Annotated in this window: 9 protein-coding genes; 5 read left to right on the top strand and 4 right to left on the bottom strand. The window is 34.1% G+C overall.

From position 1 onward, the window contains the following. Positions 1 to 269: 269 nt before the first annotated feature. The 5 genes from QE431_RS14830 (at position 270) to chiA (ending at position 14,396) form a co-directional block, all read left to right on the top strand. On the top strand, positions 270 to 3,317 hold the full coding sequence (locus tag QE431_RS14830) for a SusC/RagA family TonB-linked outer membrane protein (protein WP_307297274.1): 3,048 nt from the start codon (positions 270 to 272) through the stop codon (positions 3,315 to 3,317). 11 nt (positions 3,318 to 3,328) lie between these two features. After that, the gene (locus tag QE431_RS14825; protein ID WP_307297271.1) at positions 3,329 to 4,906 is read left to right on the top strand and encodes a RagB/SusD family nutrient uptake outer membrane protein; all 1,578 of its coding nucleotides are present in this window, start codon (positions 3,329 to 3,331) and stop codon (positions 4,904 to 4,906) included. A 106-nt stretch (positions 4,907 to 5,012) separates the two neighbouring features. Beyond that, positions 5,013 to 6,950, top strand: coding sequence for a glucosamine-6-phosphate deaminase (gene nagB, locus QE431_RS14820; protein ID WP_057116469.1), 1,938 nt, complete (start codon positions 5,013 to 5,015; stop codon positions 6,948 to 6,950). 152 nt (positions 6,951 to 7,102) lie between these two features. After that, the gene (locus QE431_RS14815) at positions 7,103 to 9,169 is read left to right on the top strand and encodes a beta-N-acetylhexosaminidase (protein WP_057116468.1); all 2,067 of its coding nucleotides are present in this window, start codon (positions 7,103 to 7,105) and stop codon (positions 9,167 to 9,169) included. A gap of 475 nt (positions 9,170 to 9,644) precedes the next feature. Further along, the gene (gene chiA / locus QE431_RS14810) at positions 9,645 to 14,396 is read left to right on the top strand and encodes a T9SS-translocated chitinase ChiA (RefSeq protein ID WP_307297269.1); all 4,752 of its coding nucleotides are present in this window, start codon (positions 9,645 to 9,647) and stop codon (positions 14,394 to 14,396) included. A gap of 177 nt (positions 14,397 to 14,573) precedes the next feature. On the opposite strand, the gene QE431_RS14805 is transcribed toward chiA, so the two are convergent. The 4 genes from QE431_RS14805 to QE431_RS14790 are packed head-to-tail and all read right to left on the bottom strand — an operon-like array spanning position 14,574 to position 17,162. Next, positions 14,574 to 14,771, bottom strand: coding sequence for a hypothetical protein (locus QE431_RS14805; protein ID WP_307297266.1), 198 nt, complete (start codon positions 14,769 to 14,771; stop codon positions 14,574 to 14,576). Positions 14,772 to 14,807: 36 nt separating this feature from the next. Further along, positions 14,808 to 14,981: a hypothetical protein gene (locus tag QE431_RS14800; RefSeq protein ID WP_281866152.1), complete on the bottom strand. Its 174-nt coding sequence runs from the start codon at positions 14,979 to 14,981 to the stop codon at positions 14,808 to 14,810. 20 nt (positions 14,982 to 15,001) lie between these two features. Continuing rightward, positions 15,002 to 16,390: a radical SAM protein gene (locus QE431_RS14795; protein WP_307297262.1), complete on the bottom strand. Its 1,389-nt coding sequence runs from the start codon at positions 16,388 to 16,390 to the stop codon at positions 15,002 to 15,004. A gap of 31 nt (positions 16,391 to 16,421) precedes the next feature. Then, positions 16,422 to 17,162, bottom strand: coding sequence for a prolipoprotein diacylglyceryl transferase family protein (locus tag QE431_RS14790; protein WP_307297261.1), 741 nt, complete (start codon positions 17,160 to 17,162; stop codon positions 16,422 to 16,424). Positions 17,163 to 17,220 lie beyond the last annotated feature (58 nt).

Genomic DNA, 17,220 nt, shown 5'->3' with positions numbered 1-17,220 from the left:
TTTAAGTTATTTGTGTTTTTAGTTTTTCTTAACAATACTGAAATATTGTGCAACTTTAAACAATTAACTGCAAAGCGACAATTTTTTTGAATAAAATTTCGAAAAAAAACGATATTGGTGTTTTATTTTTTAATTAGAACGTTTTCGTAAAGCGTATTATTGAATGATTTATGTCGTTGGTTTAAATTTTGTTGTCGTTGGTTTAATTTATTTTTTTTAACAATGTCTTAAGAATAATTTTACCTCATAACTAACAAAATAAAATAAACATGAAAAAAATTTTCTTAATCTTTATGATTGTTTTTACGGCGCAGGTTTCGCTTGCACAAGTAAAAAGTGTCAAGGGTGTGATTACAGATTCTGACGGTATGCCATTACCAGGGGCTTCTGTTGCTGTACAAGGAGGTCAAAAGGGAACAACCACCGATTTTGACGGATTGTACACAATCGAAGTTCAAAAAGGTCAGAGCTTAGTTTTTACTTATGTAGGGCTGGAAACTCAGACAATTGTTGTAGGAGACGCCTCTACAATTAATGTAAAGATGGTTCAAGGAGCTTCAAATGCATTAAATGAGGTTGTTGTAACTTCTTTAGGTCTTAAGAAAACTAGAAAATCTTTGACTTATGCTGCTCAGGAGCTTAAAGGTGAAGAGTTAACACGTGTAAAAGATGCTAACGTAATTAATACAATTGCTGGTAAAGTTGCAGGTGTTGCAGTAACAAAAAGTTCTGGAGGCACTGGAGGATCAACAAAAGTTGTAATTCGTGGTAACTCATCGATCATGAACAGCCAGCCACTTTATGTTATTGATGGTATTCCTTTGTATAATGGAAGTTCAAACCAGCCAAATGACTCTTTTGGTAGTACAGCAGGAGGTAACCGTGATGGTGGAGATACTGTTTCGTTAATTAATCCTGATGATTATGAGGGAATGACAGTTCTTAAAGGTGCTGCAGCTTCTGTATTATACGGATCACAAGGAGCAAATGGGGTTATTTTACTATCTTCTAAAAAAGTTAAAGAGAACACAGGAAATTTAGCTATTTCTTCTGTTACAACTTTTGAATCTGTTCATTCTTTACCAGAATTCCAAAATGAATATGGAACGGCTAATGCACAAAAATCTTGGGGAGGAAAAGTTGCTTCTAAAGATTTTGTAAAAGACTTCTTCAACACAGGAGTTACCCAAATTACTTCTGCAGCATTTACTACAGGTACTGATATTTCTACTACAAGTTTATCTTATGCGAATACTTCTTCTTCTGGAATCATTGAAGGAAATGGCTTAAAGAAAAATAACTTTGGAATTCGTCAGACAGGAAAATTTTTCAATAATAAATTAACTGTTTCTGCTGATGCTAAATATACAAGTCAGACTATCGACAACAGACCTGTAAATGGACTTTATTCAAATCCTTTAACGGGAGTATATTTATTCCAGCGTGCAAATGATTTTAATTACTACAAAGATAATTATGAAGTGTATATGCCAGATAGGAACCTATATGGTCAAAATTTCTACACTCCATTAAATACTGATATCTACGTTCAAAACCCTTACTGGTTAATCAACAGAAACAAATCTGTAGATAAAGATAATTTCTTTAATGGAAATATAGCGTTAGACTTTAAAGCAAACAATTGGTTAAGCATTGGTGCAAGATATAGTTATAACAGAATTGAAAACGATTTTGATAAAAGAATTTATGCTACAACAAATACTTCTTTATCTAATATAAACGGTAGATATATTAATGTTGCTACATTAAGCACACAGCGTTATGGTGATTTAATTGCTAAAATTAACACTAACTTCAATGAAGATTTTAGCTTTAATGCTATTGTTGGAGCAAGTATCAACAATACATTGGCAAATCATGCTACGACTTTAGATTCAGGTATTGTTGGAGGACTTGTTAATGCAAACTTATTTACATTAGGGAATTTTGGACCTGCAACTGGACTTGACAATTTAAGTCTTCAGGCTACAGGATCTTCAAGAGAAGTACAATCTCTATTTGCTTCTGCGACTTTTGGTTATAAAAATATGTTATATTTAGATGTTACTGGACGTAATGACTGGTCTTCTACTTTAGTAAATACTGATACTCCATCTTATTTTTATCCATCTGTAGGGGTTACAGCTCTTTTAAGCGAAATGATAGCTATGCCAGAGTGGATTAACTTTGGAAAAGTGAGAGGTACTTATGCTGAAGTAGGAAATGATGTTTCTGCTTTTGTAACTTCTCCAAAATCTACAATTCAGGGAGGTAATATTATCCCTCCAGTAGTTGGACCAAGACCTGGTGAAGGATTAAAACCAGAATTGAAGTCAGAATTTGAATTTGGTACTGAGTGGAGAATGTTTAACAACAGATTAGGTTTTGAAATTTCTTACTATAATTCAGAAACTAAAAATCAATATATTCAAGTTCCTGCTCCTGCCACAAACCCTTATGGTTATACTTTCTACGGAATCAACGCGGGTAGTATCGAAAACAAAGGTATTGAGCTTGTTGTAAGTGGAAAGATTATTGAAGGAGATAAATTTTCATGGGAAACTATGGTAAACTATTCTCACAATAGAAATAAAGTAAAAGAAATTCCAGAAGAATTAGGAGGTACAATTCCTTTAACTCCGGTAAACAATATTAACTACAGATATTCATTAACTGAAGGAAGACCATTTGGAGTTATTGAAGGAAAAGGTATTGTTAGAAATGATCAGGGAGAAATTGTTTTAGATGATCAAGGGAATTTATCAGTTGAAGCTGATTTTCATGAAGTTGGTAATGCAAATCCTGATTTCATGTTAGGCTGGTCAAATACATTTAAGTTTGGTGCATTTACAGCTAATTTCTTAATTGATGGCCGTTTTGGAGGAGATGTAATGAGTATTACAGAATCTATGAATGATTTTTACGGAGTATCACAAAGAAGTGGTGACGCCAGAAATGCAGGTGGTGTTGCAGTAAATGCAGTTATGCCGAATGGTACAAAAGTTACTTCTATGGATGCTGAGAAATATTACACTGCAGTTGCAGGTCTTAATGGTGCTACAGCTGAATATGTATATGACGCTACTAACGTAAGTTTAAGAGAGGTTTCAATTGGGTATACTTTCAATAAAAAAACGCTTCCGTTTGTTAATACAGCAACTTTATCATTAATAGCAAGAAATTTATTCTTCTTCTATAAAGATGCGCCATTTGATCCAAATATTGCTTTAAGTACAGGTCAAGGTTTACAGGGAGTTGATATTTATGGTTTACCATCAACAAGAAGTATCGGTCTTAATTTAAATGTAACTTTCTAATTTAAAATCTCATGAAAACAAATAATATAAAAAAATCATTAATCTGTTTGAGTCTTCTAGCCTTAGTTGGTTGCACAGATAATTTCGACGAGATTAATAGTAATCCTGATGGTTTTACTCAGGAAGAACTAACACAGGACTTTAATCATATTAAAGGACCCTTTACGGCTATGTTTGATAACGTAATGGTAAATACTCCAGGTTGGAAGTATCAGGTAGCTATTGATTTATCTGGAAATACTTGGGGTGGCTATACTACAGCACCGGGATTTGATGGTAATAATAATCTTTCGTATGCACTTTCTGACAACTGGAATCTTTGGGGATGGGAAGCTATTTACACACAAGTAATGGCAAATTACTTAAAAGTAGAAAAAGATACTAAAGGGATATATGATGATATTTATGCTCTTGCTTTAATTGTTAAAGTACAAACTTTGCATAAAGCGGCAGACTCATGGGGACCAATTGTATATTCAAAATTAGGTACTGAAGAATCTGCAATTGGGTATGATTCTCAAGAAGAAGCTTATGGGTTAATGTTTAAAGATCTGGATTTTGCAGTTACAGAATTGACAAAAAGAATAGATGCTGGACAGCCAAGTGCTTTTACTAAAATAGATCGTTCGAATTACGGAGGAGATTATACGAAATGGGTTAAATATGCAAATTCATTGAGACTAAGATTAGCAATGCGTGTTGTAAAAATTAATCCAACTTTAGCTAAAACGGAGGCAGAAAAAGCCACAAGTCAAAAATTTGGTGTAATGACTGTTGCTGCAGATTCATTTATTGTAAATAAAAATGTATCACAGCACCCTCTTAGAGTAGCAGCTTATGAATATAATGATAGTCGTATGTCTGCAGACATGGAATCTATCATGGGAGGTTATGATGATCCAAGGATTAAAGTGTATTTTGCCGAATCAGAGCAATTTCCTGGTCAATACAAAGGAATTCGTACTGGAGGAATTCTTGGAGATAAATCATTACACTTGAAATTCTCAAATTTTGGAAAAGTTGTACGAGATGATAAACAAGTAGTTTGGTTAAATGCAGCCGAAGTAAATTTCTTAAGAGCTGAAGGAGCTTTAAGAGGATGGAACATGGGAGGTGATGCTGAATCATTCTATAAAGCTGGTATTACTGCATCTTTTGATCAGCTTGCTACTGGAGGTGCTGCTGATTATATTGCAGATAATGTAAAAACAGCTAAAGATTATGTAGATCCAGTTGCTCCATTTAATAGTGGTTTAGCTGTAAATAAAGTAACTGTTGCTTGGGATAATGCTGCAAGTAATGAAGTTAAATTACAAAAAATCATTACTCAAAAATGGATTGCTAATTTCCCTGATGGTATGGAGGCATGGGCTGAACACCGTAGAACAGGTTACCCTAAATTATTACCAATTCTTAACAACCAAAGTGCTGGCGCTATTACAACTGAATATGGTGTAAGAAGAATAAACTTTGTTTCTACTGAAAAAGATGGAAACCCAGAAGGACTTAAAACAGGTATTGCAAAACTTGGCGGTCCTGACAACGGAGGCACCAGAACTTGGTGGGATGTTAATGCACCTAACTTCTAAAAAAAACAAAGATATTGAGTTTGGTTAGTAGTATGGTATAGGCGGCGAAAGTTGTCTATACCATTCTTAAAACCAAAATGGTAATTACTACAAAAAAAGAAAAGAAATGAAAAGTGCTTTAGAAATAAAACCTGATATCAGTTACAAAAGCGCGGGAAAATTTGAGGAAACTCGGTTTGAGAAAATTCATAACGAAATCTTCAAAGGATCAATAGAAGCTTCTGTAATTGTGGCACAGGAAATTGCGCAGCTAATTAGATCTAAACAGGAAAAAAATAAATCTTGCGTTTTAGGTCTTGCTACAGGTTCTTCGCCTATTAAAGTTTATGAGGAACTAGTGAGAATGCACAGAGAAGAAGGACTAAGTTTTAGCAATGTAATCACTTTTAATTTGGATGAATATTATCCGATGACTAAAGAGAACAATCAGAGCTATCACTATTTCATGCATCAGCATCTTTTTAATCATATTGATATTAAACCCGAGAATATTAATATTCCAGACGGTACAGTAGGAATTGACGAAATCAATCAATATTGTATCGATTATGAAATGAATATTAAAAATGCAGGCGGTCTTGATTTCCAACTTTTAGGAATTGGGCGTACAGGGCATGTTGGTTTTAATGAGCCTGGTTCGCATATCAATTCTGGAACCCGAATTATTACACTGGATCATATCACGAGAGTAGATGCTTCATCAGCTTTTAACGGTATTGACAATGTACCGAAACGCGCCATTACAATGGGAGTTTCAACCATTATGAGATCAAAACGTATTGTTTTGATGGCATGGGGACAAAACAAAGCCGATATCATTAAGAGAACTATTCAAGGAGATATCAGTTCAGAAGTTCCAGCAACATTTTTACAAAATCATCCAAACGCAACTTTCGTTTTAGATCAGTCTGCAGCTTCAGAACTAACACGTTTCAAAACACCTTGGTTAGTTGGCGAATGTCTTTGGACTCCTGAATTAAAAAGTAAAGCGATTGTTTGGTTGTGTCAAAAAACAAAACAATCTATTTTAAAATTGACAGACCGTGATTACAACAATAACGGAATGTCAGATCTTTTGGCGCAGGAAGGTTCTGCTTATGATATGAACATTAATATGTTTAATATTTTGCAGCACACTATTACTGGATGGCCTGGAGGAAAACCAAACACAGATGATTCGCATCGTCCCGAAAGAGCAAATCCTGCAAAAAAGAGAATAATTCTCTTTAGTCCGCACCCTGATGATGATGTTATTTCTATGGGAGGAACATTTTCAAAATTAATCAAGCAGGGTCACGATGTTCATGTGGTTTACCAAACTTCAGGAAATATTGCCGTTACAGATGACGAAGCATTAAAATTTGCAGAAGTTGCCAGTGATTTTATTGGTAAAGGTGAATCTGATATCAATTTTAAAGAAGTAATTAAATTTCTAAACAATAAATCAGAAAATCAAATTGATTCTCTTGAAGTTAGAAAATTAAAAGGACTTATTCGAAGAAGAGAATCTTATGCTGCAACAAGATATATTGGGTTGAAAGATGAGAATACACACTTTTTAGATCTTCCTTTTTATGAAACTGGACAGGTTAAGAAAAATCCATTAGGTCCAGAAGATATTGCCATTGTAAAAGATATTATTGCTAAAATAAAACCACATCAAGTTTTCGCTGCTGGAGATCTTGCAGATCCACACGGAACTCATGAGGTGTGCTTAAATGCGATATTCGCTGCGTTAAAAGAACTTAAACATGAGCCTTACATGGACGATTGTTGGCTATGGCTTTACAGAGGAGCTTGGCACGAATGGGATATTCATGAAATTGACATGGCTGTTCCTTTAAGCCCTTCTGAAGTTTTATTAAAACGTCATGCGATTTTATACCATCAGTCTCAAAAAGACAGAGTTATGTTTCAAGGAAATGATTCTAGGGAATTCTGGGTTAGAGCAGAAGATCGAAACAAAAATACAGCCATATTATACGATGAATTAGGTTTGGCTGAATATGAGGCAATAGAAGCTTTTAAACGTTTTGATTACTAAAATTTTTTCCGATTCATTTAAAAATGAATCAAATAACAAAATTCAGATTGATCTCATCGCAAAAGTGAGGTAATGCAGAAATCTGTCTGAGTTTTGTTTTTTTAATAAATTTAGGATACTTAGAAAACTATCCAAACCAAAAAAAAAGAAAAATGAAATATCTATTTGTACTATTATTTGCAGGTATATCTGCAGGTGCTCAAATTCAGAAAGAGCAGCTCAATCTTATGCCTTGGCCTCAGAACGTTGTTATTAATGAAGGTAATTTTAATTTAACTAAAAATTTTAAAGTAAACATTACTGGTAATCCAAATCCAAGAATTTTTGGTGGAGTAACTCGTTTTTTGCGCCGTTTAGATGGTAGAACAGGTATATTTTTTGAACAAGGTTTTATTTCCAAATTAAATGAAGTTCCGAATGCAGAATTGCAGATCAATTGTACAAAAAATGGTAAAATTGGTTTATATGAAGATGAAAGTTACCATTTAGATATTGCTTCAAATAAAATTATTTTAAATGCTTCGAGTGATTTAGGAGCTTTGCATGGACTTGAGACATTATTGCAAATACTGCAAAACAATTCAACTTCATTTTATTTTCCAGCTTCAAAAATTTCAGATTTTCCAAGATTTACATGGAGAGGTTTAATGATCGATGCTTCAAGACATTTTCAGCCAGTTGATGTTATCAAAAGAAATATTGATGCTTTGGCAGCCATGAAAATGAATGTTTTTCACTGGCATTTGGTTGATGATCAAGGCTGGAGAATCGAAATGAAAAAACACCCAAAGTTTACCGAATTAGCTTCGGATGGACTTTATTACACACAAGAGGAAATTAAAAATATCGTAAAATACGCAGATGAGCGTGGTATTTTAATAGTTCCAGAAATAGATGTTCCAGGTCACGGATCAGCAATTTTAACAGCTTATCCAGAAATAGGAAGTAAAGTAATTACTTTGACAGGAGGAACATCCGAAAAAAATATTCAAGGTACAGCAATCGCTACCTATGGAATTGAAAGAAATGCTGGTATTTTTTCGCCTACATTAGATCCTTCAAATCCTAAAACATATCAACTTCTAAGTGAAGTTTTTGATGAGGTTTGTCCGTTATTTCCTGGAGCTTATTTCCACATTGGAGGAGATGAAAACGAAGGAAAAGATTGGGATGCAAATCCTAAAATTCAAGAATTTAAAAAGAAACACAACTTAAAAACCAATCACGAGTTACAAACCTATTTCACAATGCAGCTGGCTCCAATGTTAAAGAAACACGGAAAACAGTTAATGGGATGGGAAGAAATTTTAACCAAAGATTTATCTAAAGAAGCTATTGTACATTCATGGAGAGGTCCAAACGAAGGAATGGCGGCCGGCCAGTCTTTGGTAGACGCTGTAAAAAAAGGTTATAAAACAGTTTTATCAAATGGGTATTATATCGATTTGATGTATCCAATTGCAAGTCATTATTTAAATGATCCAATGCCAAAAGGAGCGAATTTAACCGCAGAAGAAAAGGCTAGAATCCTTGGCGGAGAAGCAACAATGTGGACAGAATTAGTAACCTCTACAACAATAGACTCTAGACTTTGGCCAAGAACAGCTGCAATTGCAGAAAGACTTTGGTCTGCAGAAGATGTTGCCGATGTAGAGAATATGCGTAAACGTTTAGAATCGGTTTCTTTCAGATTGGAAGAATTAGGGCTTACACATATTCGAAATAAAGATGTGATTTTAAGAAATATTGCCAATAATCAAGATATTAAAGCGCTTGAAGAATTTTCAAATGTTACTGAACCGCTAAAAGGATATACACGTAACAAAGGCGGAACGGAATATCAAATGTATTCTCCATTTACCTTATTTGCAGATGCATGCGGACCAGATGCCAAAGATGCTTTAGGATTTAACGCGGCTGTAAATCAATATTTAGCAAATAAATCGGCAGATAATAAAGCTAAAGTAGCAGCCTATTTTACAAAATGGATTGCAGTACATCAGGAGCTGACAAAACTAAGTGCAAATGCTCCATTAGTACAGCCATTACTGCCTTTGTCAAAAAAATTAAATGATGCGTCACAAGAATTATTATTGGTTTTAGATAATAAATCGACATTAAAGACAGCAGATCTAAAAGGTTTAATAGAACAATGCAACACAAAAGATCATGCAGATGTAGAATTATCTGTTTATGAGAGTTTGAAGAAATTAATTTAAAGTTGGATTTGAATTAGTATTTAGTACGTTTTTAAAGCTGCTAATGTTTTTTTAAGAGTGGTGATTATCTCTGCCATAATTATTTGGCAGAGGTAATTACAAATTAGAATTTTAAAATGAATTCAAGTCATAAGTAAGTATAAAAAATAACCAATAATAGAGTATTAACCTTTAAAAAACCAAATAGAAAGAATAAAAAAACATGACAAAAAGAAGAGTATAGATTGATGAGTCGTCCCAAATTTATCATTTGTATTTAATATTAATTTTTTAAAAATTATAAATAAATATCAATCACTACTATTTGCTATTGATTATAAAAAAATCGGTAATAGTAATATTTATCTATAGAATGTAATTTGAGTTTATTTCCCAGTCGACAGCAGCCTTCCAACCTGCAGTTGAGCGAAACCCAGATGCTTTTGAGATCTGCGGCCCAATTATTTATTTTCTATTAATCAAATATTTATTAACTATGAAACATTATTACAGATTGCTCTTTTTGTTACTGTTTCCCATGCTCGCGTTGGCACAACCAGCTCACGGAAAAAAAGTAGTGGGATATTATGCACAATGGTCTATCTATGCTAGGGATTTTAATATTCCCAAAATTGATGGAAGTAAATTGACGCATTTAAATTATTCTTTTTATGGCACAAGTTATGATCCTGCCCATCCTGAGAATACAAAATTACAATGCTTGGATACCTATGCTGATTTTGAGCATATGGAAGGTGGAATTCCGTGGGATGCTCCTGTTAAAGGTAATTTTTATGACCTAATGAAACTCAAACAAAAGTATCCTCATTTAAAAGTTTTAATTTCTGTAGGAGGTTGGACGAAAGGTCAGGATCTTTCTCCAATTGCAGCAAGCCCAGTGGCAAGAGCTGCTTTGGCTGCAGATATGGCAAACTTTATTGTTACCTATCCTTTTATTGATGGTTTTGACATCGATTGGGAATATCCTCTTTCTGGAGGAACTGATGGTACAGAAGTGATTAACGGAGCTCCAATTCCTCCACAAAAATACAGTCCTGATGACAACAAAAACTTGGTATACTTATTAAAAGCTATGCGTCAGGCAATGCCAAATAAATTAATTACAATTGCTGCTGGAAACAACGTTAGAAAAGTAGCACAGCAATATTTAGGACCAACAAACAGATCACAATACGGAATGACAGAAGATATTTCGACGTATTGCGATTATATAACTTATTTTGGATATGATTTTGGCGGGAACTGGTATGACAAAACATGCTACAACGCACCTTTATATTCAAGTGGAAACACAAACGATCCGCTTTATGGCGCAACACAGTCAGAATCATTAGATGAACTAACAAATCAATATTTAAACGTAGTTGGTTTTCCTGCAAATAAATTAATCATGGGACTTCCTTTCTACGGAAAGAAATTTGACCATGTGGCAAATAACGGAACCAATCCAAATTTACCTGGATTATTCGTTTCTGCACCAAGAGATATTGTTGCTGGATGTACCAATCCGCAAAATCCAACAGGTACATGGGATGGTCCTGCAGCGTGCGAAAAATCAGGAAGTATTGAAATCTGCGATTTAGTCGGAAATCCAGTTACAAATTCTCATCCTTATTTAGATCCAAATACTATGTTAGTTACTCCAGCTGCGGCTTCAGCAGGCTGGGTACGTTACTTTGATAATACAACCAAAGTTCCTTATTTGTACAATTCGACTCTAAAACAGTTTATCTCTTATGAAGATAAGCAGTCAATGGATTTAAAAGTACAATATATAAAATCAAGAAATTTAGCTGGAGGTATGGTTTGGGAATTATCTCAGGATACCAGAGGTTCCGTTCCAAATTCTTTACTAACACAGGTTGATACTTCTTTCGGAAGCATTGTTGCTGGAACAGTAAGTATCTCTGGTTCTGTAAAAAACGGATCAGCTTTAATTCCAGATGTTACGGTTGAATTGCGTAATGCAAGTAATACTGTTATTCAAACTGTGATTTCTACAGGAGGAAATTTTACATTCAACAATCTAACTTCGGGACAAAACTATACATTAACAGCTTTAAAAGCGACTTATAGTTTTACTCCTGTAACTTTAACAAACGTTACAGTTAATCAAACTGCAGTAGTTATTAATGGAACTCAGCCAACGTATACAGTTAGTGGAACAGTTTTAAATGGAACAACTCCAGTTTCTGGCGTAACCGTTTCTGCAGTTTCAGGAAGTACAACATTAACAGCAGTTTCAAACGCAAGCGGCGTTTACAGCATCGCAGGTTTAACAGCAGGACTTAACTTTACAGTTACAGCTGCAAAAACTGGATTCTCTTATGCTCCGGCTTCAACAGTTTATAATGCTATCGACGCAAACAAAACGTTGAATTTTACACAAGGTGCAGCAGTTGTTAATTATACCGTAAGTGGAACTGTTTTAAACAATACAACTCCCGTTTCAGGAGTAACTGTTACAGCTTCTTTTACAGGAGGAAGTTATGCTGCTGTTACAAATGCAAGCGGTGCTTATTCACTTAGTTTACCGTCAGGCGGAAATTATACAGTAACCGCAGCCTTAACAGGTCAAACGTATACGCCGGCTTCGACAGTTTATTCTAATTTGAATGCCAACAAAACATTAAACTTCTCTCAAGATGTAGTGGTAGTTGGAACGAACAAAATTAGCGGAACAGTTAAAAATGGAACAACTCCAGTTGCTGGTGCTAAAGTAGAATTGGTTTTACCTTGGACAGACAGCACACACAACTGGAAAAGCGTTATTGCTGTAACCGATGCGCAAGGAAAATACAGTTTTGATAATTCAGTTGTAGCAGGTTATACAACAGTTACAAGTTTAAAATTAAATACTTGGGAAAACGGAGAAGTAAATTATTTTCCAAATAATCTAGCAAACTTCCCTGTTCCTGCCAATCCAACGGTTTATAATTTCAATACCAGTTCAACAGCTAAAGCAGCATTAGCAATGGCTGCAAATTTAATTAGCGGTACTGTGAAAAATGGTTCAACACCAGTAGCAAATGCTAAAGTTGAATTGGTTTTACCATGGACAGATAATACTCATAACTGGAAAAGTGTTTTGGCAACAACAGATGCATCAGGAAATTATACTTTTGATGATTCAGTTGTAGCGGGTTATACACAGGTTTTAAGTTTGAAATTAAATTCATGGCAAAATGGAGAAGTACCTTATTTTCCAAATAATCTGGCAAACTTTGCTGTTCCGACAACGCCGACAGTTTATAATTTCAATACACAAGCGGTAGTTACGACTAAGCCTGTGGTTGCTATTACAGCACCAACAGCTTCGGCGATTGCTATAAATTTAGGATCATCAATTAATTTTGTTGCAAGTGTTGGATTAAGTGCTGCAGATGCCACTACAATTTCTTCTGTTGCATTTAGTTTAGACGGACAAAATTTGAGCGCTACTAATTCTTCTGGAACTTATACAGCGGTTTGGACACCAGCTACAAATCAGTTTTCGCTTTCTCATACATTAACGGTTACGGCTACAGCATCAAACGGAACAACAGATTCAAAAACATATAGTTTTACATTAACTTGTTCAGGTGCAAACTGTCCAAATGCAGTGCCTGTCATTACTTGGAATTCACCATCGAACACAACTGTAAACCAAAGTTCTTTCCAAGTTGTGCCAATTTCAGTTACAGCTGTTGATAGTGATGGATCAGTTTCTGGTGTTACTATAACAATAAATGGAGGTACATTTAACATGACAGCAGGTACAAATAATACTTATACGTATAATTTTACACCAACTGCATATCAGGATTATCCAGTTGTAATCAAAGCAACCGATAATAAAGCTGCTGTGACTACATTCAACAATACTATTAAAATTGCTCCAGTGAGCACGAATAGATTCATTCCGCTTCCATCTAAAGTTATTTTAGGATATGCACATTCTTGGGAAAATACTGCTGCTCCATTTTTATATTTTTCTCAAATGGTAGGAAGTAAGTTTAACGTAGTGGATTATTCTTTCGTAGAAACAGTTAATCGTGATGGTTATACACCAGTATTAACTACAAATGACACTAGATATTTGACTAATGGCGTTTTCAATAAGCAATTGTTGAAAAACGATATAAAATCCTTAAGAGACAGCGGAGTTCCTGTTATTGTTTCTATTGGAGGTCAAAATGGACATGTTGTTTTGGACAATGTAACTCAAAAAAATATTTTTGTTAATGGTCTAAAAGCAATTATCGACGAGTATCAATTTGATGGAGTTGATATTGATTTTGAAGGCGGATCGATGAATTTTAGTGCAGGAAATTTAAGAGATATTTCGTATGCGGGTATTTCTGCTTATCCAAGATTGAAAAACGTAGTAGATGCTTTCAAAGAATTAAAAGCGTATTATGGCCCTGGATTTTTATTAACAGCAGCTCCAGAAACACAATACGTACAAGGAGGATATACGACTTATACAGATACTTTTGGTTCTTTCTTGCCAATCATTCAAAACTTACGTAATGAACTGGATTTGTTAGCTGTTCAATTGTATAATACAGGAGGAGAAAACGGATTAGATGGTCAATATTATGGCACGGCTAAGAAAGCAAACATGGTAACAGCCTTAACTGATATGATAATAAAAGGGTACAACATTGCTTCGACGGGAATGCATTTTGATGGTTTACCAGCCTCAAAAGTTCTTATTGCATTACCAGCTTGTCCGAGCGCAGCAGGCAGCGGTTACTTAACTCCTACAGAAGGAATTAATGCTATGGATTATTTAAGAAACGGAACTACTTTTTCAGGAAGAACATACACTCTGCAGCCAGGCGGGCCATATCCTTCTTTAAGAGGTTTAATGACTTGGTCTGTAAACTGGGATGCATCTTCTTGCGGTAATTCATCTGAATTATCTAAAGCATACGCAGCTTATTTTGCGTCACAAGCTACAGCAAAAACATTAGCGGTGGACGATATTTCGGCTGAAAGTAATGCGACAGTAGCTTATTTTAAAAACAATACCTTATCAGTAGCGAATGAAACAGGAGATATTACTCAAGTTGACGTATTTAATACAATAGGGCAAACTGTTACAAGTCATAGAAATATTCAGAACAACAAAGAGGTACTACTTAATAGCCCGAGTTTTGCTAGTAAACAAATTTTTGTTGTAATAGTAACAGATAAATCAGGTCACAAAAAGTCATTGAAAGTAATGAACTTTCTAAACTAATATAAATGATTGAAAATTTAGAAATAAGAAAATTGGGACGGTTAAAATTGAGTTTGGTTATTTATTTTTTAACCTAATTTTTATTTCTTAAATGCTGTGAATTGAGGTAATTTGTTATTTGGTTTTTGCCTCAACTAGCGCATTATGAACCTGGCAATTTTTGTTGCCAGGTTTTTTTTAGTGCATTCCTCCCAATGAAAAATTTGCAGCACATGTGCCAAAGCCAATTACAAAACCAATCACAGAATACAAGATTATTTTTAATGATGTATTTTTGTCATCTGATATAAATATCAAACGGAATAATCCGATAAAAAAAGCAAGTACACTTGCTAAGGCAGCTAGACCTCCTGCTAAAGCTAAAAAATCTCCCATATTTAGATCTTTTTCTAGGTGAGTTAAATTATAAAGTTACAGACCGCTTATTATTAATGCACATGTTCCAAATCCAATTACAGCAAAGACAACAGGAATTAACATTAAGGTTAGATAAAATTTTTTGTCTTCTTTTCTAAAAATTAAACCAATTAGACCAATCAAGAACATTGCTGTAAAAATAACGCCAATAAGTATTAATGCTTCCATATTTCAGACTAATTTAATAACTAGACATTTAATCCTTGTCGGATTTTTTCAATTTTATTATCCCTGTAAAATAAATTCATGGTTTCGAATGGAATAATTTTCATTTTATCGCTTACAATGTGAACACATGATTTTTTTACAGCTCTTACATCAAAATCATGGGCATCCATAAAATTCATAATTAAAATTCGAAATAAGTTATTATAATTCAAGGTATCTGACTGAACTCTTGGCAGACAGCACATCAATTCATTAAATTCTCCTTCTGCACAATCCACAGAAATACCAGTACTAAATAAGTTAAGCATATGTGTTTTTAGTTTTTCATCATGCTCAAAAACAATTGTATTTTTTGAGTTGTTTAACAAATCTTCTGGGTTTATTAAATGAGTCATTGGAAAAACTTCGCCATCTATTTTAAGAGCATATGCCATACACAAAGCGTCTGGATTACAAGGAACAGGAATGAGATCCTGAGGTGTAAAAAGTGGATATTGCTCGTAAATTTTTCTTCGTACTTCTGTCAAGGTTATTCTTCCCGAAATATCATCATAGTTGTCATTTCTGCCTGCAACCTGTGTAGGTTGAAAAGTGACACCACGAACACATTTCTGTTGTAATGCATACTCAATTATTTTTCCAATCTCATCGTCATTTTCTCCTTTTTGCAGTGTGACTACTAGTGTAGTTGAGATATTAAACTGATTTAAATTTTCTATTGCTTTTTTGCGTACTTCTGTTAGGTCTTCGCCTCGTAATTTTTCTAATACTTCTGGTTTAAAACTGTCAAACTGCAAATAAATTTCAAAGTCAGGCATATACGTGGCCAATGTTTCTACAAATTTGATGTCTTTTGCAATTCGAATACCATTTGTATTAAGCATTAAATGCTTGATTGGTTTGCTTTTGGCTATATCTAAAATTTTAAAAAATTCTGGATGTACTGTTGGTTCTCCTCCAGAAATCTGAACAACATCGGGTTCTCCTTCATTAGCCACAACAGCATCAAACATTTTTTCTATTTCTTCTAAAGTCCGGTGTCTTCCATAGTTTGGAGCTGAGTTTGCATAGCAAGTAGGACATGCTAAATTACATCGGTCTGTAACTTCTACAATCGTCAGACAAGAATGCTGTTCATGATCTGTACATAATCCGCAGTCGTAAGGACATCCGTAATGCACTTTTGTATTGAATTTTAAGGGCATTTCAGACTGCTTGTTGTAATTACGTAATTGTTTATAATAATTTACATCATCCGCAATCATCGACTTTGATTCACCATGTGTTTTACAATGTTTGAGCATCCAAACTTTATCGTCCTGAAATACAATTTTTGTATCTACAAGTGCCAGACATTGATGACATAGACTCTTGGTGTAATCGTAAAATATATAGTCGCGAGTTTTCATTATAATATTTTTATGTTATAAAGTACGTTTTTTATTTATAGCTAAAGGAAAATTCCCTGTAAAGAAATTTCCAATAGTAAACAAAAATTAAGATAGAGCTCCATTGTATACTGCTCAAATTAAGCAGCAAAGGCTCGTATGGTTTTAAAAATTCAATTAAAAAACGAAACAGAAAATATAAAATCATAAAGATTTTAAAACGGTCACCATTCAGCAGCGCTTTATTTTTTATACTTTGAAAAAAGATGAAAAGCAGAATCATGAAAAACATTTCATATAATGCAATAGGATGTCTTTTTAAACCGTCACCTAAATTAATTCCTGTAAAAAAGTTAGTTTCTATGCCGTAAGTAGGTTCTGCCATTCCCATCGAAAAACATCCAATACGTCCAATAAACAAAGCTGTTATTATTGGAATTACGTATAAATCTCCCGACGAAGATTTTTCTCCAATCGCTTTTTTTATAAGCTCGACACCAAATAATCCTCCTAGAAACCCGCCTGCCACCGTTTTATTTTGATATAAGGTTAAAAAAGTTTGATGGGTTATTTGAGATGGATTTTCTAATAAAGCAATAAATCGCGATCCGATCAACGCTCCAACCATTGCTCCGATCATAATAACTAAACGATTGGTGTCTGATATTGAATCTTGAGTTCTCTTTTTTAAAAAATAATAGATTCTTATTCCAACAAAAAAAGCTAACGTTTCAAATATAAAATGCCAGTAAAAAGTTTTTTCAAAAATTTCAAATTGAAAAGGGAACGTCATTTTTAGTCAGAATTTTTTGCGAATATAAGGAAATCGCATTAACATTTAAATAAACTTT

It is taken from the genome of Flavobacterium sp. SORGH_AS_0622 (genome assembly GCF_030818825.1).
Lineage (GTDB): Bacteria > Bacteroidota > Bacteroidia > Flavobacteriales > Flavobacteriaceae > Flavobacterium.
Note: the sequence above shows the minus strand (reverse complement) of the source record. Positions and strands in the feature narration are given on the sequence as shown.